The sequence below is a fragment of the Arthrobacter sp. K410C genome (assembly GCF_059090105.1).
Genome location: NZ_JBNHFJ010000001.1, coordinates 461,329 through 480,544, shown reverse-complemented (window position 1 = coordinate 480,544; position 19,216 = coordinate 461,329). Strand labels below are relative to the sequence as shown.

Below are 19,216 nucleotides of genomic sequence, written 5' to 3'. Positions count from 1 at the left end.
CATGCCGGTCGGGCGTCTGATGCGTTATGTCACTTCAGCCCTTGCGGCTGTGGTGGTGCTTTCGGGCTGCTCCGGCGGCGGCGGCACCGCCCCTGTGATCGTGGGGGAGGCGAAGCGGGGCGGCGTTGCCACCGTGGCCGAAGTCAACGCGTTCTCTTCCTTCAACCCGTACAGCGCCGACGGCAACACGGACATCAATTCCAAGATCGGCTACATCACCCACTCCGGGTTCTACTACCTGGACGACAAGGCCGCGGTGGTGCGCAATGACAAGTTCGGCCGGTTCGAGAAGGTGTCGGACGAGCCCCTCAAGGTGAAGTACACCGTAAACGAGGGCGTCAAATGGTCCGACGGCGAGGCCATCGATGCCGGTGACCTCCTCCTCAGCTGGGCGGCAGGTTCGGGCTACTTCGACGACGCCGACCCCATATCGGGCACCGGCACCAGGTACTTTTCCACTGCATCGGACACCAGCGGGCTGGCCGGCACGGTCTTTCCCGAACTGGGGGGAGACGGGCGGTCGATCACCCTCGAGTACGCCACCCCTTACGCTGACTGGGAAGTAGCCTTCGACGTCGGCCTCCCGGCTCACGTCGTTGCCGCCAAGAGCGGGCTGAACGATGAGGAAGACCTTGTTGAACTGATTCGCGACTCACCGCGGGGGGATCCCGAAAAGCCCGCGGTCAACACGGAACTGAAGGCGGTCAGCGATTTCTGGAACTCGGGCTTCGACACCAAGGCCCTTCCCGACGATCCTGCCCTGTACCTTTCCAGCGGCCCGTACATCGTGGTGGACATCGTTCCCGAAGTCTCCATGAGGCTTGTCCGCAACCGGGATTACGTCTGGGGATCAGAACCGTGGCTGGATGAGATCAATGTCCGGTTCACCGGTGCCCTCCCGGCGGCGGTCGACGCCCTGCGGAACGGGCAAGCGGACATTATCTCGCCCCAGCCCTCAGCCGGAAACGAGGATGTGTTCGAAGGCCTGGCGGAGCAGGGCAATACCCTCGAACGGTACGACCAGTCCGGCTATGACCACCTGGACCTCAACTTCTCCGGCCCGTTTGCCAGGCGGGATGTCCGTGAGGCATTCCTCAAGACCGTCCCGCGCCAGGCCATCGTCGAAGCCGTCGTGGGGAACCTGCAGCCGGACGCAAAGCCGCTCAACTCCCATGTCTTCCTGCCGGTGCAGCCCAAGTATGAGGACACCGCCAGGAACAACGGATCCTCGGAATTCGCCGAAGTGGACATCGAGGCCGCAAAGGAGCTCCTGGACGGGGAAACACCCACGGTTCGGATCCTCTACAACAGGGACAACCCCAACCGTGCCCAGGCATTCGCCTTGATTCGGGACTCGGCGGCGCTTGCAGGATTCCGGGTGGAGGACGGCGGGCAAAGCAGCGCCGACTGGGCCCGGTCCTTGGGCGAGGACGGCCACGACGCCGCACTGCTGGGCTGGATCGGCAGCAGCGCCGGTGTGAGCCGCGTGCCACAGATCTTCCGGACGGGCGCAGGGAGTAACTTCAACGGCTTCTCGGACGCGGACGCGGACAAGGCCATGGAAGAGCTCGCACGGACCACTGACCTCGGCAAGCAGGACGAACTGCTCGCAGAAATCGACAAGCAGATCTGGGAGAACGCCTACGGGCTCCCGCTCTACCAAACCATCGGCACCACCGCCTTCGGCCCCCGAATTGCCGGCGTGAAATCAAGCTCCGGCCCGCTGGGCGTCTGGTGGAATGTGTGGGACTGGCGCCTGGCCGGATAGTTGCGGCGAGTTGGATAGGCCTTCCCTCGCCGCCTGACACCTCGAAGCTCAAGGCGGCAGAGCTGTTCAAGTTCCGGCGCCGGGTTCAGCCGATCTTCCAGGACCCCTACGGCTCCCTGGATCCGATGTACAACATCTTCCGTACCATCGAGGAGCCGCTGCGGGTCCACAAGATCGGCAACAGTGCCACCCGGGAGAAGAAGGTCCGGGAGTTGCTGGACCAGGTGGCGCTGCCACAGTCCGCCATGCAGCGGTACCCGAACGAACTCTCGGGCGGGCAGCGGCAGCGTGTTGCCATCGCCCGCGCCCTGGCGCTGGACCCCGAAGTGATCATCTGTGACGAAGCGGTGTCCGCCCTGGACGTGCTGGTCCAGGCGCAGGTTTTAAACCTGCTTGCGAATCTGCAGTCGAACCTCGGGCTGACCTACCTCTTCATCACCCACGACCTCGCCGTGGTCCGCCAGATCGCGGATCATGTTGTGCGTCATGGAAAAGGGACGCCTGGTGGAGACCGGTTCCACCGACGAGGTCTTCGAATCGCCGCGGGAGGACTACACCAAGGCCCTCCTCAATGCCATCCCGGGCGCGAAGTTGATGCTGCCGCCCGAAGTGGCGTAGCGGTTGGATTGACTGGGCTGATGCCGCCGTTTCCAGGCGGCATCAGCCCATCGTTTCATGGTCGCCCGAACGGGCGGACATGGTGCCCTTGGTTGCCGCAAGGTCCCGGATTTTCAGTTCCCTCAGCCGCTGCGCCAGGAGGACTCCAAGGGCGTTGTGTCCCTCGACGCTCATGTGTACTGCATCTGCCAGGCGACTGGTCAACTTGTACCTGCTCACCCAGTCGCCCACACTGACAAATGTGAGGCCATGCTGGGCAGCAATGGTTCCCAGCAGCGCATCGACCTGGGTTCGTCGCCCGCCGCCGTTGCCCGCTCCGCGCCCCAGCGTCCCTATTACGACGATTTGCGTGGCCGGATACCTGGACTTCAAGGCGTGAAGAAGCCTGTTGGCGTTGCCGGTAATCTGGGCGTCCGTTGCCCCGCTCCCGGCATCGTTCCCGCCGCCTTGGACAACCACCAGGGCCGGCGTGCCCACCGGGAGCAGCCAGTCACCACGCTCGAGGGCGTCGATATAGTTGCCGACGCCGCCATTTGCCTTGACGTAACCCGTCCCGCCTAATCCGGCAAAGTGGACATGGTAGCCCAACGCCGCGAGTGCCTGCCTTGGCCATCCGTGCGCCGGCGCCGACTGGGAGTCGCCTATGAGCACAGCAGTCCTGCTGATGTTCGGCACAACCACCTCGTTGCGGCCACTGATGGGATTCCGGTAGATGGAGCCGGGCAGCGGGATCGACATTCCTTCGACGAACTTGGGCAAGTCCAGATGCGGCCGGTAGGGAGCGGCGGCCGGCTGGCCGGGAACCGGCACGGCCCTTAGCAGTCGGGGCGGCGTGCCCTCGGGCATTGCACCGGTTTGGACTGCAACCCGCACACCGCCGGGGATTGCGGGGACGGGCATCGACGGCTGTCCCGGGGCAACGAGGACAATCGTGGCGGCCAGTCCGAGGACTACACTGCGCACCAGCACCCGGCGCAGGACGGACCTGCCTCTCCCGGGACTCTCGCTGCTCATCAACAGTAATCATGCGGCATGTATGCGGGTTAATCCAATAACTTTTGATGCCGCGGCCGGCAAGGCATCCGGTACGTGTTTGGATACTGTTCCGGTTGGCCAGCTTCCCCTTTTAGGCCAATAAATGCTGGTGCCGGTAAGATAGGGGAAGGCGCCCTGTGCAAAGGGCCTGATCCGTCGTGCGTTCCGGTTAGGAATTGGCGCGATACAACAGCTGACTCCACTGAATCGAGCCATTACGCATGTCTGAAACCACCACCAACACCGCGGTAGCCACTGCATCGCGCAGTGACCTGCGCAACGTCGCGATTGTGGCCCACGTTGACCACGGCAAGACCACATTGGTCGACGCCATGCTCAAGCAGACCAACTCCTTTGCCGAGCACAACCACCTTGAAGACCGCGTGATGGACTCCGGTGACCTGGAGCGCGAAAAGGGCATCACCATCCTGGCCAAGAACACCACCGTGGCTTACAACGGTCCGTCCTCCAACGGTGAGACCATCACCATCAACGTCATCGACACCCCGGGCCACGCCGACTTCGGCGGCGAAGTGGAGCGTGGGCTGTCCATGGTCGACGGCGTTGTGCTGCTCGTGGACTCCTCCGAGGGCCCGCTGCCGCAGACCCGCTTCGTGCTCCGCAAGGCCCTTGCCGCGCACCTGCCGGTCATCCTCCTGGTCAACAAGACCGACCGCCCCGACGCCCGCATCGACGAAGTGGTCCACGAATCCATGGACCTGCTCCTGGGCCTGGCATCGGATCTCGCCGATGAAGTTCCTGACCTGGACCTGGACAAGGTCCTTGAAGTTCCCGTGGTCTATGCCGCAGCCAAGGTGGGGCGCGCCTCCCTGGAACAGCCGGCCAACGGCTCCGCCCCGGACAACGAGGACCTCGAGCCGCTGTTCAAGGCGATCATCGACCACATCCCCGCGCCGACGTACAACCCGGAAGGTGTCCTGCAGGCGCACGTCACCAACCTGGACGCCTCCCCGTTCCTGGGCCGCCTCGCCCTGCTTCGCATCTACAACGGCACTCTCCGCAAGGGCCAGCAGGTTGCCTGGGCCCGCCAGAACGGCGAGCTGAAGACCGTCAAGATCACCGAGCTCCTGGCCACCAAGGCGCTTGAGCGCGTCCCGGCTGAATCCGCAGGTCCCGGTGAGATCGTCGCCGTCGCAGGCATCGAGGACATCACCATCGGTGAAACCCTCACCGACGTCGAGAACCCGCAGCCACTGCCGCTGATCACCGTGGATGATCCCGCGATCTCCATGACCATCGGTATCAACACCTCCCCGCTGGCCGGCAAGGTCAAGGGTGCCAAGGTCACCGCCCGCCAGGTGAAGGACCGCCTGGACAAGGAACTGATCGGTAACGTCTCCATCAAGGTGCTCCCCACCGAGCGCCCCGACGCGTGGGAAGTCCAGGGCCGTGGCGAGCTCGCCCTCGCCATCCTGGTTGAGCAGATGCGCCGCGAAGGCTTTGAGCTGACCGTCGGCAAGCCGCAGGTTGTCACCAAGACCATCGACGGCAAGATCCACGAGCCGATGGAGCACATGACCATCGACGTGCCCGAAGAGTACCTCGGCGCAGTCACCCAGCTCATGGCAGCCCGCAAGGGCCGCATGACCAACATGGCCAACCACGGCACCGGCTGGTGCCGCATGGAGTTCATTGTTCCGGCCCGTGGCCTGATCGGCTTCCGCACCAAGTTCCTCACGGACACCCGCGGTGCCGGCATCGCGGCGTCCATCTCCGAGGGCTACGAGCCGTGGGCCGGCCCCATCGAGTACCGTACCAACGGCTCCATGGTTGCTGACCGCGCCGGCGTGGTCACCCCGTTCGCCATGATCAACCTGCAGGAGCGCGGCTCGTTCTTCGTCAAGCCCACCTCCGAGGTGTACGAGGGCATGATCGTGGGCGAGAACTCCCGCGCCGACGACATGGACGTCAACATCACCAAGGAAAAGAAGCTCACCAACATGCGTGCCGCTTCCTCCGACACCTTCGAGAACCTGACGCCGCCGCGTGACCTGACCCTCGAAGAGTCGCTGGAATTCGCCCGCGAGGACGAGTGCGTTGAGGTAACCCCGGAGGCCATCCGCATCCGCAAGGTCATCCTGGACACCAACGAGCGCGCCAAGGCCAACCGCGCCCGCGCCAAGACCTAAGGAGTTTTTGTCCAGATACGGCCACTTCCAGGCGGTTTAGTCCGCCATATCTGGACAAAAACTCTGTTGGAAAAGCCGGGACGGCAGGCGGTACTACGGTATTACCGCCGCACGTCCCGGCTTTTCCGTTTAATAGGGTCACCGCGCCGTCCCAGTACGACGGCGGCGTGAGGGATGCCTTAAGCGCGTGGCTTGCGGCGTTCGGGCGCCGGTGGCACCTGCTTGGCAGCCACCACAAGGTCAAGGGGAATCACGACGTCGGCCTGCCGGGTACGGACTGTACAGGCGCCGGCGCCGCAGGAGACCAGATGGCCCAGTGCGTCCGTCAGGCCGTCCTCGACCCGGTAGCGGACCACCACCCGTGTTCCGGGTTCGGCTGCGGCAAGGAACCCTGCAGGGGTAGGCGGCTGACTCACCAGTTCATACTAGGGGTCCCGGCTAGGTTCGCGGGAACGGGCTGGGAGATAATAGGCTCAGATGTCAAGAGTCCGGCCGCAGCTGCCGGATGCAAGAACCGGCGGGTTGCCGGAACCAACGTGGAGAGGCCAGGGACGTGACGTACGTAATCGCGCAGCCGTGTGTAGATGTCAAAGACAAGGCATGTATTGAAGAATGCCCCGTCGACTGCATCTATGAGGGTGAGCGTTCGCTGTACATCCATCCGGACGAATGCGTGGACTGCGGCGCCTGCGAACCCGTATGCCCGGTTGAGGCGATTTACTACGAGGACGACACTCCGGACGAGTGGGCCGACTACTACAAGGCCAACGTGGAGTTTTTCGACGACCTCGGTTCCCCGGGCGGTGCCGCCAAGATCGGCAACACCGGCAAGGACCACCCGATGATCGCCGCCCTGCCGCCGCAGAACCAAGACCACTGACGCCCGCGGGAAGGTGACTGCAGCAGTGAATTCGTTCGGCCTTGACCTGCCCGATTACCCCTGGGAGGCCATGGCGCCGTACCTCGCGAAGGCTTCGGAGCACCCTGGCGGAGTGGTTAACCTGTCCATCGGGACGCCGGTGGACCCCACTCCGGCACTTATCCAGGATGCGCTGAAGGCTGCTGCTGACGCACCGGGATACCCCACCGTCCACGGCATGCCCGCGCTGCGGGAAGCCATCGCGGGCTGGTTCGACCGCCGCCGCGGCGTGGCCGGGTTGGACCCCCGCAACATCATGCCCACGGTCGGTTCCAAGGAACTCGTCGCGTGGCTGCCGCTGCTGCTTGGCCTGAAGCCGGGGGACGTCGTCGTGCGCCCCAGGGTGGCCTACCCGACGTACGATATCGGTGCAACGCTGGCAGGGGCGTCCTCTGTGGCGACGGACAACCTCGACGAGCTCGACGACGCCACCCGCTCGCGGGTTCGCCTGGTCTGGGTCAATTCCCCCGGAAATCCCACCGGCAGTGTCCGCGACGCCGACTCGCTGAAGACGCTCGTGGCGCAGGCGCGCGAACTGGGCGCCGTGGTGGCGTCGGACGAATGCTACGCCGAACTCGGCTGGGGAACCTGGGACGTCCAGCGCGGCGGCCAGCCGGTGCCCAGCATCCTGGACACGCGCGTGGCAGGAGGCTCGCACCAGGGCCTCCTCGCCGTCTACTCGCTCAGCAAACAGTCCAACCTCGCAGGCTACCGCGCCGCCTTTGTGGCCGGCGATCCGGACCTGATGCCCAACCTTGTCAACAGCCGCAAGCACGCTGGCATGATCGTTCCCTATCCCGTGCAGGAAGCCATGCGGGTGGCGCTTGGCGACGACGCCCACGTCGAGGCCCAGAAAGACCTTTACCGCGGGCGCCGGGAGCGGCTGGTGCCCGCACTCCTGGACTTCGGCCTGGAGATCAAAGATTCCGACGCCGGGCTGTACCTCTGGTCCACGGCGGGGGAGAACACGTGGGACACCGTGGCAAGGCTGGCTGAGCGCGGCATTGTGGTGGGGCCCGGGGTCTTCTACGGCGATGCCGGTAACGGCTATGTGCGGGTTGCACTGACCGGAACCGATGAACGGATCGACGCTGCGGTGGACCGCCTCCGCTAGGCGGGAGCGCATCCAATCCCCGTAACAATCATGTGACTCGCGCCACATCGTGGGCATTTTAGGGGAAATCGGGCGGTCTCGGATTAGTGACACCCGCCAAGGGGCGGTACTTTTTAACTGATCAATGGTGGCTTTCTACAAGAAGGCAGCCCGGGTGTTGGAACCTGTGTCCTCAGGGTCAGTGCGCGGCTCACCTGATATTGGATCAAGCTTTCGACAGAGGCCCAGAAGCCTCATGAAGGGGACTCCATGACTGAGACCAACAACGCTGCGACCCTGCTGCACGCAGGTGGCGAGCTCAAGCTCCCGCGCATCCCGGTTATTGAAGGAAACGAAGGATACGACGTTTCCAAGCTGCTGAAGCAGACGGGTGCAGTCACCTTTGACCCCGGCTTCATGAACACCGCGGCAACCACCTCGGCCATCACCTACATCGATGGCGATGCGGGCATCCTGCGCTACCGCGGATACCCCATCGAGCAGTTGGCGGAGCACTCCAGCTTCCTCGAGGTGTCCTACCTCCTGATCTACGGCAACCTGCCCACCCCCACGGAGCTGGAAGAGTTCGACCAGAAGATCCGCCGCCACACCCTGCTGCATGAGGAATTGAAGGGCTTCTTCGGCGGATTCCCGCGCGACGCCCACCCGATGCCCGTCCTGTCCTCCGCCGTGTCCGCGCTGTCCACGTTCTATCAGGACTCGCTGGACCCGTTCAACGCCGAGCAGGTGGAAGTATCCACCATCCGGCTCATGGCCAAGCTGCCGGTCATCGCCGCCTACGCGCACAAGAAGTCCATCGGCCAGCCCATGCTGTACCCGGACAACTCCCACAACCTGGTGGAGAACTTCCTGCGCCTGAGCTTTGGCCTGCCGGCCGAGCAGTACGAAGTTGATCCAATTGTGGCCAAGGCCCTGGACCTGCTCCTGATCCTGCACGCGGACCACGAGCAGAACTGCTCCACCTCCACCGTTCGCCTGGTGGGCTCGTCCAACGCCAACCTTTTCGCCTCCGTCTCGGCAGGCATCAACGCCCTCTTCGGGCCGGCCCACGGCGGTGCCAACGAAGCCGTGCTGAAGATGCTCCGCCAGATCCAGGCCGAGGGCCTCAAGCCCGAGGACTACATGGAGAAGGTCAAGAACAAGGAAGACGGCGTCCGCCTCATGGGCTTCGGGCACCGCGTCTACAAGAACTACGATCCGCGCGCCAAGATCGTCAAGGCCACCGCGCACGAGATCCTCAGCAAGCTCGGCGGCAACGACGAACTGCTGGACATCGCCCTCCGCCTGGAAGAGAAGGCGCTCAACGATGATTACTTCATCCAGCGCAAGCTCTACCCGAACGTGGACTTCTACACCGGCCTGATCTACAAGGCCATGGGCTTCCCGGAGAAGATGTTCACCGTACTGTTCGCCATCGGACGCCTGCCCGGCTGGATCGCCCAGTGGCGGGAAATGATCAGCGATCCCAACACCAAGATCGGCCGTCCGCGCCAGCTCTACATCGGCGAACCGGCCCGGGACTACCCGGCACGCTAGTCCCCACCGGCTCCCAAACCTCGCAAGCTCGGTTCGGGTCCCTCGCCGGTGTGGGCCCATCCACCGGCTCCCAAACCTCGCAAGCTCGGTTCGGGTCCCTCGCCGGTGTGGGCCCATTAAGACGGCGGCCGCCCACCTCTCCAGGTGGGCGGCCGTTTCGTTGTGCTGGGGTAAGTGGGGCTGCGAAATCAGGACATGTAGCCGTTGGGGTTGTTCTTTTGCCAGCGCCAGTGGTCTTCGCACATTTCGTCTACGGTTTTGGTGGTGGACCAGCTGAGGTCGGCCAGTGCCGAGGTGGCGTCTGCCCAGAAGGCGGGCAGGTCCCCGGCGCGGCGGGCGGTGATTTCGTAGGGGATGGGCTTGCCGACTGCCTTCTCGAAGGAGCGCAGGACTTCCAGGACGGAAGAGCCCTTGCCGGAGCCCAGGTTCCAGCGGAAGACGCCGGCGCGGTCTGCGACGTGGTTCAGGGCTGCGACGTGGCCTTGGGCGAGGTCCACCACGTGGATGTAGTCGCGCAGGCAGGTGCCGTCCGGGGTGTCGTAGTCGCCGCCGAAGACCATCAGCTTCTCGCGCCGGCCGACGGCGACCTGGGCGATGAACGGGACGAGGTTGTTGGGGATGCCCTGCGGGTCTTCGCCGATCCGGCCGGAGGGATGGGCGCCGACGGGGTTGAAGTAGCGCAGCAGTGCTATGTGCCAGCGCGGGTCCGCGGCGCCGAGGTCGGAGAGGATGTCCTCGATCTGTTCTTTGGTGCGGCCGTAGGGGTTGTTGGCGCCGATTTCCATTTTCTCGACGTACGGGATGGGGTTGTGCTCGCCGTAGACGGTCGCGGAGGAGCTGAACACGAAGGAGCGGACGTCGTGCCGCTCCATGACCCGGATCAGGTTCAGGGTGCCCACCAGATTGTTGTAGTAGTACTTCAGCGGTTCCTGGACTGATTCCCCCACGGCCTTCAGGCCGGCGAAGTGGATGACGGCGTCGATGGCGCTGCCGGCGAAGACACGTTCCACGGCGGCTTCGTCCACCAGGTCGACCTGGTGGAATTCGGCGGCCTTGCCGCTGAGTTCGGCCACCCGGCGCAGGGACTCTTCGCTGGAGTTGACCAGGTTGTCCATGACCACCACGTCATGGCCGGCTTCCTGCAGGGAAAGAACAGTGTGGGAACCGATGTAACCGGTGCCCCCGGTAACCAGAATCTTCATGCCTCCACGCTATCCCACGGGACGTACTGCCGCCGTCGCGTTCCGGATGCCGGGCAGGCCAGGTCGGCCCAGCCAATCTTGGAAGCACAACTGTGCTACATAAGAGGGATGCCTAAAATCGTGGACGCCCATGCCCGCCGCCAGGATGTTGTGGAAGCGGTCCTGCGGATCATCGCAGTGGACGGGCTGGAACGGGCATCGCTTCGAGAAGTTGCGGACGAGGCCGGCCTGGCCGTCGGCTCCGTGCGGCACTACTTCGCCAACAGTGACGAATTGCTCGCCTACTCCTTCGGCACAGTGGTGGACCGCATCGTGGGGCGGCTGCGAAACGGCGCGGCGCACCTCACGGCGGCGGCCCACGGCAGCACCGGGCAGCGAGCGGCGGTACTGGCCTTGCTTGGCGGCGCCCTGCCCCTGGACGAGGCGCGGGCACTCGACGCCTGTGCCTGGCTGGCCTTCCGCAACGCCGCCAGGATCAGGCCTTTCCTCGCCCCGGTTGCGGACCGGAGCCACCGGGAAGTGGCCGCCATCATTGGCCAAGTGGTGGCCACTCTGGTGCCGGAGGGGGAAGCGGAAGACAGCCTGGTGCTGGAAGCCGAGCGCCTGCTGGCCACCCTGGACGGGCTGTGCCTGCACGCCCTGCTCCACCCCGGGTGGATAACCGCGCAGATTGTCGGCGGCGTTTTGGAGCGGCACCTTGACGGGTTGGAAGCCCAGGGGCGTTAACGTGGGCAGGGAGCGGGAATAGACTGATAGCCGGGAGAGGGCGCAGAACCGGATCACCAGACCCGGCAGAGGCGCGTCAGGGAAGGGATTTGGGATGCATCAGGCAACGGGTACAGGCTGGCGGATCACCACGGACACGTCCGGGCCCATGATGATCGCACTGTACGTCCGCGATACCGCTGGACTGAACGGCGCCGGCCACCCGGCACTGTCGCATGCCTCGCCCAAGATCCGTCCCGCCGACCATACACACCTGACGGCTGACGTGGGCGGCATCAGTGCCCTCAAGACGGAGTGGGAGGCGTGGTGGGAGCAGCTCCTCAAGGCCTATCCCCAGACTTCGCCCGAACTCACGCCGCCCGACTTCGCGGCGTTTGGCAACTCACCGGCACTCCAGCGCGTCCTGCAGGCACATTTTGGCGCAGCCCTCACCTGGGCCCGTGAACGGCGGAGCGAATACGCGGAGCTGGAGGCGGAACGGGTTGCCAGCGGAACCAACCAGCTGCTGGAGGACATGGTGGATGACCGGCTCCTGGAGGTGGGCCGGGATTCACGAGACTTCACGCTGAGCATCATTGAGCTGCCGCTCAACGAGGACCGCGCGTGGTACCTGGAACCGGACAAGATCATCATGAGCCGCAAGCTCATGAGCCAGCCGGAGCTCTTCCGGAGTTACGTGCAGCCCGTGGTCGAAATTCTCGTTTAGCCGGGGTGGCCGAAGTTTAGCCGGAGCGGCTGGAGCTTCACGCGTCCTGCGCCGCCACGGTGATCCGGACCTCGCCCTCGGGGGCCGCAGATTCCTGCCAGCCGTTGCGTTCCGCGCGGTCCCAGCTGCGTCCTGCCACTTCCACCTGGGTTACCTCCAGGCCCTTGGCGTTTGCCACCGCCCAGTGCGCCACGGACCAGGCCTGGCTGCCGGTGGCTTCCACCACCACGGTTTGCCCCTCAACCTTGCTGCCCAGGAAACCATAGGCACGGTCCAGTTCGGCGGAGACAGCTGGGGCGTCACCGGCTGATTCGGTGGAACGCAGCGTGCAGTGCACAGCCTGCGGTGTCTGGCCGGACAGGCCCGAGGCGAAAAACCTGCCCATGTCCTCGTGCTGGGCGTAGGCGGTGGGGTACGCGGAACGCTGGACCTGCTGCGCGGCGTCGGTGATTTCCATGGTTTCGTAGCCCGGAATCCGGACCAGCGCGTCATAGAAGGCGTTGACGGCGTAGTAGGGGTCCATGACCTGTTCCTCAGTGCCCCAGCCCTGCGACGGCCGCTGCTGGAACAGCCCCCGTGAATCCGGACCGGCCTGGTCGCCGTGGCCGATGTTCCGCAGCTTGGACTCCTGCATGGCCGTGGCCAGGGCAATGCTTGCCGCCCGCGGCGGCAGCCCGCGCTGGACCGCGACGGCGGTGATCAGCGAGGCATAGACGGCCTGGTCGGGAGCCAGCTCAGCCCTCCGCTCGCCGACCACGGCCGTGCAGCGCTCCGAGACGAGGGTCTCGGAGCGCTGCACGAAGAACACAGCCGAGTAGATGCCGCCGACCACCAGGGCGAGGACCAGCAGGAGCACCGCCAGGCGGTGCAGGCCGCGTCTGCGTGCCACCGGAAGTCAGTTGGCGTGGAGGGCGTCGTTCAGTTCCACCGTCTGGCCCTTGCGGGGAAGGACCTCCACGGCACCGGTGGTGGAGTTGCGGCGGAACAGCAGGTTGGGGACCCCGGAGAGTTCCGCGGCCTTCACGATCTTGGTGGTGTCCTCACCCACCTCGTCCTTGGGACCCGGTACCCGGACGCGGGTTCCTGCCGTCACGTACAGTCCGGCCTCCACCACGGAGTCGTCACCAATGCTGATTCCGACGCCGGAGTTGGCGCCCAACAGCACCCGCTCGCCAATGGTGATCTTTTCCTTGCCGCCGCCTGAGAGCGTGCCCATGATGGAGGCGCCGCCGCCCACGTCGCTGCCGTCACCGGTGACAACGCCTGCGGAAATGCGGCCCTCCACCATGGAGGTGCCCAGTGTTCCGGCGTTGAAGTTCACGAAGCCTTCGTGCATGACCGTGGTGCCGGCGGCGAGGTGGGCGCCGAGGCGGACGCGGTCGGCGTCGGCGATGCGGACACCGGGGGGGACCACGTAGTCCACCATGCGCGGGAATTTGTCGATGCCATAGACCGTGACGGGGCCGCGGCGGCGGAGCCGGGCGCGGGTCAGTTCGAAGCCCTCCACTGCGGCGGGGCCGAAGTTTGTCCAGACGACGTTGGGCAGCTTGCCGAAGATGCCCTCCAGGTTGATGGTGTTGGGCCGGACGAGGCGGTGTGAGAGCAGGTGGAGCCGGAGGTAGGCGTCGGCTGTGTCGGCAGGAGCCTCGTCGAGGTTGACCTGGACGAAGACCACTTTCTGCTCTGTGCCGCGGTCCTCGTCGGTGCCGTTTTCCGCGATCTGCGTCAGGGCCTCGTCGGCGTTCTCCACTGAACGCAGGTTTTCGGCGGCAACGCCGAGGGCCGGTGCGGGGAACCAGACGTCCAGCACCGTTGCCTCGCCGTTGGCGGTGGCGATGGTGGCCACGCCGAAGCCATAGGCGGAGCGTTCGTCGGTGGGGGAGTTCAGGGTTTCGGGCACGGCGGAAGAAGCGGTCTCAGTCATGTGCTCCAGTCTATCGAGGGCAGGGCTCCGGGTTCGAACTAGACTGGCTTCGTGACTGCCGAAACCGCTCCGGACCCCGCTTCCACCCTCTCCACCAAGGACTCCAGCCGGCGAGTCGTGCCACCCCGGCTGGATCTGCGGCAGGACGTCGCGCTGCTGACCGCGGCCATCATGGACATAGACAGCGTCTCCGGGAACGAGAAAGAACTCGCGGACGCTGTCGAAGCGGCCCTCCTGCAGATCCCCCAGCTCACCGTTGTCCGCGACGGTGATGCCATCATCGCCCGCACCGAGCTGGGGCATTCCGAGCGGGTCATCCTTGCCGGGCACCTGGACACCGTCCCGCTGCCGCTTGCCGAGGGCGCGAAAGGCACGGTGCCTTCCTGTTGGGAGTCCGGCGTCCCGGGCGAGGGGATCTTGTACGGCCGCGGTGCCACCGACATGAAGGGCGGCGTTGCGGTGCAGCTTGCACTGGCAGCAACCATGTTCGACGGCGGCGCTCAGCCCGGGCGGGACGTCACCTTCGTCTTCTACGACAACGAGGAAGTGGAAGCGGTGAAGAGCGGCCTGGGCCGCCTGGTCCGCAATCACGGGCCGCTGCTGCACGGTGACTTTGCCATCCTGCTGGAACCCACGGACGGCACCGTGGAAGGCGGCTGCAACGGTACCAGCCGCTTCGAAGCAACAACCGTGGGGGAGGCGGCACACTCGGCCCGGGCCTGGATGGGCAGCAACGCCATCCACGCCGCGGCGCCCATCCTCGCCCGGCTGGCTGCCTACGAGCCACAGACCATCACGGTTGACGGCCTTGATTACCGCGAAAGCCTCAACGCCGTGAGGATCAACGGGGGAACCGCCGGCAATGTCATCCCGGACCGGTGCGTGGTGGAGATCAACTACCGGTTTGCCCCGGACAAGACGCCCGACCAGGCAGAAGCGGTGGTGCGCGGCCTGCTGGAGAGCTTCAACGTTGTCCGTACCGACGCCGCGGCAGGCGCCCGGCCGGGACTCCAGCATCCGGCCGCGGCCTCCTTTATTGCCGCTGTGGGAGGCGAACCCAAGCCGAAATACGGCTGGACCGACGTCGCACGCTTCAGTGAGCTGGGCATTCCGGCAGTGAACTTCGGCCCCGGGGATGCGCTGCTGGCGCACAAGGACAATGAGCATGTCCATGCCGACGCCATCCGCAGATGCCTCGCGGCCTTGCAGGATTGGCTGGCGGGGCCAAGCGCGCGATAGAAGCCTTCCGGGTTAAACGGGAATGGCCCGGACCTGCTGGTCCGGGCCATTTCGTTTGGAACCGTTAGGGAATTGGGGCTTCGGCCTTTTCAGGTTCAGCCTTGGCGACACCTCCGGCTGCCTTCTTGGAGCCGCGGCGCTCGATCCAGACGGCAAGCCTGGACACGAGGATGTTGATGGCGATATAGATTGCCGCGGCAACAAAGAAGATGGGGAACAGGAACTGCGTGCCCAGGAAGTCCGCCATCACCTGCACGGCGCGCAGCAGCTCGCCGTATGCCACGATGTAGCCGAGCGAGGTGTCCTTCAGGAGCACCACCATCTGTGCCACCAGGGATGGCATCATCCGGCGGATGGCCTGCGGAAGCTCGATGAGCATGCGCGACTTGAAGCTGGTGAGGCCGATGGCCAAGCCCGCTTCGCGCTGCCCGCGGGGCAGAGACTGAATGCCTGCGCGGATAATTTCGGCAAACACCGCCGCGTTATATAGGACAAGGCCCGTCACGACGGCGATGAACGGGGAGGTGCCGAAGCCCAGGAGGACGAACAGCATCATCAGGACCACGGGCATGCCGCGGAGGAACTCCAGAACCACCCGCACCGGGACCCGGATAAAGGCCGAGTCTGATATGCGCAGCAGGCAGAGCACCAGTCCCAGGGGGAAGGCGATAACCGCTGCGAGGGCGGCAGCGCTGAGGGTCGCGCCGAGGCCATTGGCCAGGAGCGTCCAGACGTCCGCCCGGGTGAAAATCCGCCAGCGGCGGCCTTCAAAAATGCCCTGCTGGCCAAGGGTCATGATGATCCACGCCAGCAGGCCCAGGATCAGGAGGGAACCGGCTATGGAGCCGATCAGGGAGATCCGCCGGGCTTTCGGTCCGGGGACGTCGTAAAGGACTGAACTCATCGGGCAATCGCCACCTTTCGTTCCACCGTGCTGGCCAGGATGCCCAGCGGAACGGTGAGGAGCAGATAGAAGAATGCGGTGCCCAGCAGTACGGCGATCACGGCGTCGCCGTTGGCGTTGGCCAGCTGGCGGCCGTAGCCGAACAGTTCAAGGACAAAGAACGCACCCGCTACGGAGGAGTTCTTCACCAGGGCGATCAGGATATTGATGAGCGGCGGGATCACTGTCCTCAGCGCCTGGGGGAGGATGATGAGGTTCAGGACCTGCCCAAACTTCATGCCGATACTGCGGGCGGCTTCGGCCTGGCCGACCGGGACGCTGTTGACACCTGAGCGGACAGCTTCGGCGATGAACGCAGCGGTGTAGGTGCTGAGGGCAATGATGGCCGCGACTTCGAACTGTTCGAAGGTCACGCCAAGCCGCGGAAGGACGACGGCGGCAAAAAAGAACGCGATGGTGAGCGGCGTGTTCCGGAGAACCTCCACGTAGACGGTGCTGAAACCGCGCAACGCTGCTACCGGCGAAACCCTGGCGGCCGCAAGAAGGGTACCGAGTACCAAAGCGATGATCCCGGATACTGCTGAAAGGAATAGGGTGCGGAGAAAGCCTTCCCAGTACAGGGGCAGGTTTTCAAGAATGACGTCCATAGGATCCTTCGGCTGTCGGCGTGGACGGGAGGGAAGGCGGAAAGTTGCCGGGGCCGGCGAACCGGCCCCGGCAACCCCGGCAACGCTTGTTTGCCTTAGTAGCGGTCAAGCGTGGGCAGATCGGGCGCGGTCTTGATGACTGAACCTGCAGTGGCCTCCCAGGCCTTCTCGTAGGACCCGTTCTCTTCGAATTTCTCCAGCTGGTCATTGATCCAGTTACGGAACTCCGTGTCGCCCTTCTTCAGGCCGATGCCGTAGGGCTCCTTGGTGAAGGTTTCGTCCGAGGCGAGCTTGAAGGCGTCCGGTTCCTTGTCCACGAAGCCGGCGAGGATCACGTTGTCGGTGGTGACGGCTTCAACCTGCTTGTTGCGCAGCGGCTCCAGGCACGCGGAGTAGGTGGCGGCGGGGACCAGCTCCGCACCGTACTGATCCACGATGGTGGCAGCGGGGGTGGAACCCGTCACGGAGCAAACCTTCTTGCCTTTGACGTCCTCGGGGGTCTTGATGGTGTCGTTGTCCTTGTTGACCATCAGGGCCTGGCCGGCTTCGTAGTAGGGGCCGGCGAAGTCAACAACCTGCTTGCGCTTGTCGTTGATGGTGTAGGTGGCGATGACCAGGTCGACCCTGCCTTGCTCGATGAAGGGTTCGCGGTTGGCGGAGACGGTCTCGGACCATTCAATCTTGTCCGCGGCAATGCCCAGCTCTGCTGCAATTAGCTTTCCAATTTCGACGTCGAAGCCCACCGGTTTGCCGTCAAGGCCCACCTGGCCGAAGAGCGGCTGGTCGAACTTGGTGCCGATCTTGATGGTTCCGGCGGAAGAAAGCTTCTCCATGGTGGTGCCGGGGGCGAAGGTGGGCGTTTCGGCCACGGTCGGATCGCTGGTGGTTCCGGCGTCGCCGCCGCCACAGGCGCTCAGGGACAGGGCGACGGCAGCGGTAGCCGCCACGAAGAATGACTTCCGCCGGGTCATAAATGCCTTCATGACATTCCTTTCATTGGTGGCCGTGGGTCACGGCCTGGGTGCGAACTTGAGTGTGGTTGTTCGGGTTGTTGTGGCGAACGTGTTTCAGTGCGTTAGGAGCTTGGACAGGAAGTCCTTGGCCCGGTCGCTCTTCGGGTTCGTGAAGAACTCCTCCGGGGTGGCGTCCTCGACGATCTGGCCGTCCGCCATGAAGACAACGCGGTCCGCGGCCTTGCGGGCGAAGCCCATCTCGTGGGTGACCACGATCATGGTCATGCCTTCCTTGGCGAGCTGGATCATGACATCCAGGACTTCGTTGATCATCTCGGGGTCCAGTGCCGAGGTGGGCTCGTCGAAGAGCATCACCTTGGGCTTCATGGCCAGGGCACGGGCGATGGCGACGCGCTGCTGCTGGCCGCCGGAGAGCTGGGCCGGCAGCTTGGGCGCCTGATGCCCCACGCCCACGCGTTCCAGGAGCGCCATGGCGTCCTTGTCCGCGGTGGCCTTGGCGGCACCCTTGACCTTGATGGGGCCGAGGGTGACGTTCTCCAGGATGGTCTTGTGTGCGAAAAGGTTGAACGACTGGAAAACCATTCCGACGTCGGCACGGAGCTGGGCGAGTTCCTTGCCCTCCTCCGGAAGCACCTTCCCATCAATGCTGATGGTCCCGCTTTCGATGGTCTCAAGCCGGTTGATGGCGCGGCACAGAGTGGACTTGCCGGAGCCGGAAGGACCGATGACCACAACGACCTCGCCCTTGCGGACCTGCAGATTAATGTCCTTCAAAACGTGCAACTGGCCGTAATGCTTATTGACGGCCTGCAGGGAAACGAGGGTATCGCCGGGCACAAGAGTAGTCATAGGAAGAATCTAGCGAACTGCGGGTCCTTATGACGGGAATCACCCCAACTTCCTGCGGATCGTGATTCAAGAGATACCTGCCGCGGGAGGTTAGCCTAGGGGAATGAGCATCAACGCAGATCCGGCCAAGAACTCCCAGCCGCGCCGTAAGGGGCCCCTCGAACTGCGCCGCAAGCAGGCAGCGGTGGAAATGTCGGACCAGCATCTGCTTGATACCAAGGGGCCCGGGCAGTTCGTTCACACGGATCCGTGGCGGGTCCTGAGAATCCAAAGCGAGTTCGTCGAGGGGTTCGGTGCGCTGGCGGACATCGGCAAGGCGGTGAGCGTCTTCGGATCGGCCCGCACCAAACCGGGCAGCGCCTACTACGAGATGGGCGTCGAGGTCGGCCGGAAGCTGGCGGAGGCCGGCGTCGCCGTCATCACGGGCGGGGGACCTGGGTCCATGGAGGCCGCCAACCGGGGCACGGTTGAAGGCAACGGCGTTTCCGTGGGGCTGGGGATTGAGCTTCCCTTCGAGCAGGGCCTGAACCAGTGGGTGGACCTGGGCATCAACTTCCGGTACTTCTTTGCCCGCAAGACCATGTTCGTCAAGTATGCCCAGGGGTTCATCGTGCTCCCCGGCGGCCTGGGAACCCTTGACGAACTGTTCGAGGCCATGGTGCTGGTGCAGACCCGGAAGGTGACGTCCTTCCCCATCGTGCTGCTCGGCGTCGAATTCTGGGGCCCCATGATCGACTGGATCCGCGGAACCCTGGTGGCCGAAGGAATGGTTTCCGAAAAGGACCTGGACCTGATCCAGCTCGTGGACGATCCCGCCGAAGCCGTGAACCGCGTCCTGCAGGCGGGCATTACGCCGTCCCTGAACGGCGAGCAGCGGCCGGAGTAGCTTTCCAAGCAGTCCGGTA

Annotated in this window: 18 protein-coding genes and 1 pseudogene; 10 read left to right on the top strand and 9 right to left on the bottom strand. The window is 64.6% G+C overall.

Annotated elements, in window-relative coordinates:
* Position 1: 1 nt before the first annotated feature.
* Positions 2–1,768, top strand: a complete 1,767-nt coding sequence (locus AC5RU7_RS02270; RefSeq protein ID WP_494050902.1) for an ABC transporter family substrate-binding protein — start codon at positions 2–4, stop codon at positions 1,766–1,768.
* Positions 1,769–1,803: 35 nt separating this feature from the next.
* Positions 1,804–2,386: pseudogene (locus AC5RU7_RS02265) on the top strand (ABC transporter ATP-binding protein); the annotation flags it as partial.
* 42 nt (positions 2,387–2,428) lie between these two features.
* Here the strand turns inward: AC5RU7_RS02265 and AC5RU7_RS02260 are convergent.
* Positions 2,429–3,400, bottom strand: coding sequence for an SGNH/GDSL hydrolase family protein (locus AC5RU7_RS02260; protein ID WP_494050901.1), 972 nt, complete (start codon positions 3,398–3,400; stop codon positions 2,429–2,431).
* A gap of 242 nt (positions 3,401–3,642) precedes the next feature.
* On the opposite strand from AC5RU7_RS02260, the gene typA reads away from it, so the two are divergent.
* Positions 3,643–5,571, top strand: coding sequence for a translational GTPase TypA (typA, locus tag AC5RU7_RS02255; protein WP_494050900.1), 1,929 nt, complete (start codon positions 3,643–3,645; stop codon positions 5,569–5,571).
* Between the two features lie 179 nt (positions 5,572–5,750).
* Here the strand turns inward: typA and AC5RU7_RS02250 are convergent, their stop codons facing one another.
* On the bottom strand, positions 5,751–5,987 hold the full coding sequence (locus AC5RU7_RS02250; RefSeq protein WP_494050899.1) for a putative acetyltransferase: 237 nt from the start codon (positions 5,985–5,987) through the stop codon (positions 5,751–5,753).
* Between the two features lie 137 nt (positions 5,988–6,124).
* Between AC5RU7_RS02250 and fdxA the strand changes: the two genes are divergently transcribed.
* From fdxA to AC5RU7_RS02235, 3 genes are all read left to right on the top strand, one after another.
* Positions 6,125–6,451 carry a ferredoxin gene (fdxA, locus tag AC5RU7_RS02245; RefSeq protein WP_009356972.1) on the top strand — a complete coding sequence of 109 codons (327 nt, stop codon included), beginning with the start codon at positions 6,125–6,127 and terminating at the stop codon, positions 6,449–6,451.
* A gap of 13 nt (positions 6,452–6,464) precedes the next feature.
* On the top strand, positions 6,465–7,604 hold the full coding sequence (dapC, locus tag AC5RU7_RS02240; RefSeq protein ID WP_494050898.1) for a succinyldiaminopimelate transaminase: 1,140 nt from the start codon (positions 6,465–6,467) through the stop codon (positions 7,602–7,604).
* 249 nt (positions 7,605–7,853) lie between these two features.
* Complete coding sequence (locus AC5RU7_RS02235; RefSeq protein ID WP_494008822.1) at positions 7,854–9,140, top strand: citrate synthase; 1,287 nt, start codon at positions 7,854–7,856, stop codon at positions 9,138–9,140.
* Between the two features lie 188 nt (positions 9,141–9,328).
* Here AC5RU7_RS02235 and galE read toward each other — a convergent pair whose 3' ends face one another.
* A complete protein-coding gene (gene galE, locus AC5RU7_RS02230) occupies positions 9,329–10,342 on the bottom strand; it encodes a UDP-glucose 4-epimerase GalE (RefSeq protein ID WP_494050897.1) in 1,014 nt (337 codons plus the stop codon).
* Positions 10,343–10,450: 108 nt separating this feature from the next.
* Here galE and AC5RU7_RS02225 point away from each other — a divergent pair, with 108 nt between their 5' ends.
* Together AC5RU7_RS02225 and AC5RU7_RS02220 are read left to right on the top strand one after the other, a co-directional pair.
* On the top strand, positions 10,451–11,068 hold the full coding sequence (locus AC5RU7_RS02225; RefSeq protein WP_494050896.1) for a TetR/AcrR family transcriptional regulator: 618 nt from the start codon (positions 10,451–10,453) through the stop codon (positions 11,066–11,068).
* A gap of 94 nt (positions 11,069–11,162) precedes the next feature.
* On the top strand, positions 11,163–11,774 hold the full coding sequence (locus tag AC5RU7_RS02220) for a hypothetical protein (protein WP_494008819.1): 612 nt from the start codon (positions 11,163–11,165) through the stop codon (positions 11,772–11,774).
* Positions 11,775–11,811: 37 nt separating this feature from the next.
* Here the strand turns inward: AC5RU7_RS02220 and AC5RU7_RS02215 are convergent, their stop codons facing one another.
* Together AC5RU7_RS02215 and dapD are read right to left on the bottom strand one after the other, a co-directional pair.
* Positions 11,812–12,663 carry a transglycosylase SLT domain-containing protein gene (locus AC5RU7_RS02215; protein WP_494050895.1) on the bottom strand — a complete coding sequence of 284 codons (852 nt, stop codon included), beginning with the start codon at positions 12,661–12,663 and terminating at the stop codon, positions 11,812–11,814.
* A 6-nt stretch (positions 12,664–12,669) separates the two neighbouring features.
* Complete coding sequence (gene dapD / locus AC5RU7_RS02210; RefSeq protein ID WP_494050894.1) at positions 12,670–13,698, bottom strand: 2,3,4,5-tetrahydropyridine-2,6-dicarboxylate N-succinyltransferase; 1,029 nt, start codon at positions 13,696–13,698, stop codon at positions 12,670–12,672.
* Positions 13,699–13,749: 51 nt separating this feature from the next.
* Here dapD and dapE point away from each other — a divergent pair, with 51 nt between their 5' ends.
* Complete coding sequence (dapE, locus tag AC5RU7_RS02205) at positions 13,750–14,937, top strand: succinyl-diaminopimelate desuccinylase (protein ID WP_494050893.1); 1,188 nt, start codon at positions 13,750–13,752, stop codon at positions 14,935–14,937.
* 64 nt (positions 14,938–15,001) lie between these two features.
* On the opposite strand, the gene AC5RU7_RS02200 is transcribed toward dapE, so the two are convergent.
* From AC5RU7_RS02200 to AC5RU7_RS02185, 4 genes are all read right to left on the bottom strand, one after another.
* Positions 15,002–15,841, bottom strand: a complete 840-nt coding sequence (locus AC5RU7_RS02200; protein ID WP_494050892.1) for an amino acid ABC transporter permease — start codon at positions 15,839–15,841, stop codon at positions 15,002–15,004.
* Positions 15,838–16,488, bottom strand: a complete 651-nt coding sequence (locus tag AC5RU7_RS02195; RefSeq protein WP_494008814.1) for an amino acid ABC transporter permease — start codon at positions 16,486–16,488, stop codon at positions 15,838–15,840. Before AC5RU7_RS02195 ends, AC5RU7_RS02200 begins: the two co-directional genes overlap by 4 nt.
* Before the next feature lie 95 nt (positions 16,489–16,583).
* Positions 16,584–17,471, bottom strand: a complete 888-nt coding sequence (locus tag AC5RU7_RS02190; RefSeq protein ID WP_494008813.1) for a glutamate ABC transporter substrate-binding protein — start codon at positions 17,469–17,471, stop codon at positions 16,584–16,586.
* An 84-nt stretch (positions 17,472–17,555) separates the two neighbouring features.
* Positions 17,556–18,311, bottom strand: coding sequence for an amino acid ABC transporter ATP-binding protein (locus AC5RU7_RS02185; protein ID WP_494050891.1), 756 nt, complete (start codon positions 18,309–18,311; stop codon positions 17,556–17,558).
* 103 nt (positions 18,312–18,414) lie between these two features.
* Here AC5RU7_RS02185 and AC5RU7_RS02180 point away from each other — a divergent pair, with 103 nt between their 5' ends.
* The gene (locus AC5RU7_RS02180) at positions 18,415–19,197 is read left to right on the top strand and encodes an LOG family protein (RefSeq protein WP_494008811.1); all 783 of its coding nucleotides are present in this window, start codon (positions 18,415–18,417) and stop codon (positions 19,195–19,197) included.
* Positions 19,198–19,216: the final 19 nt, after the last annotated feature.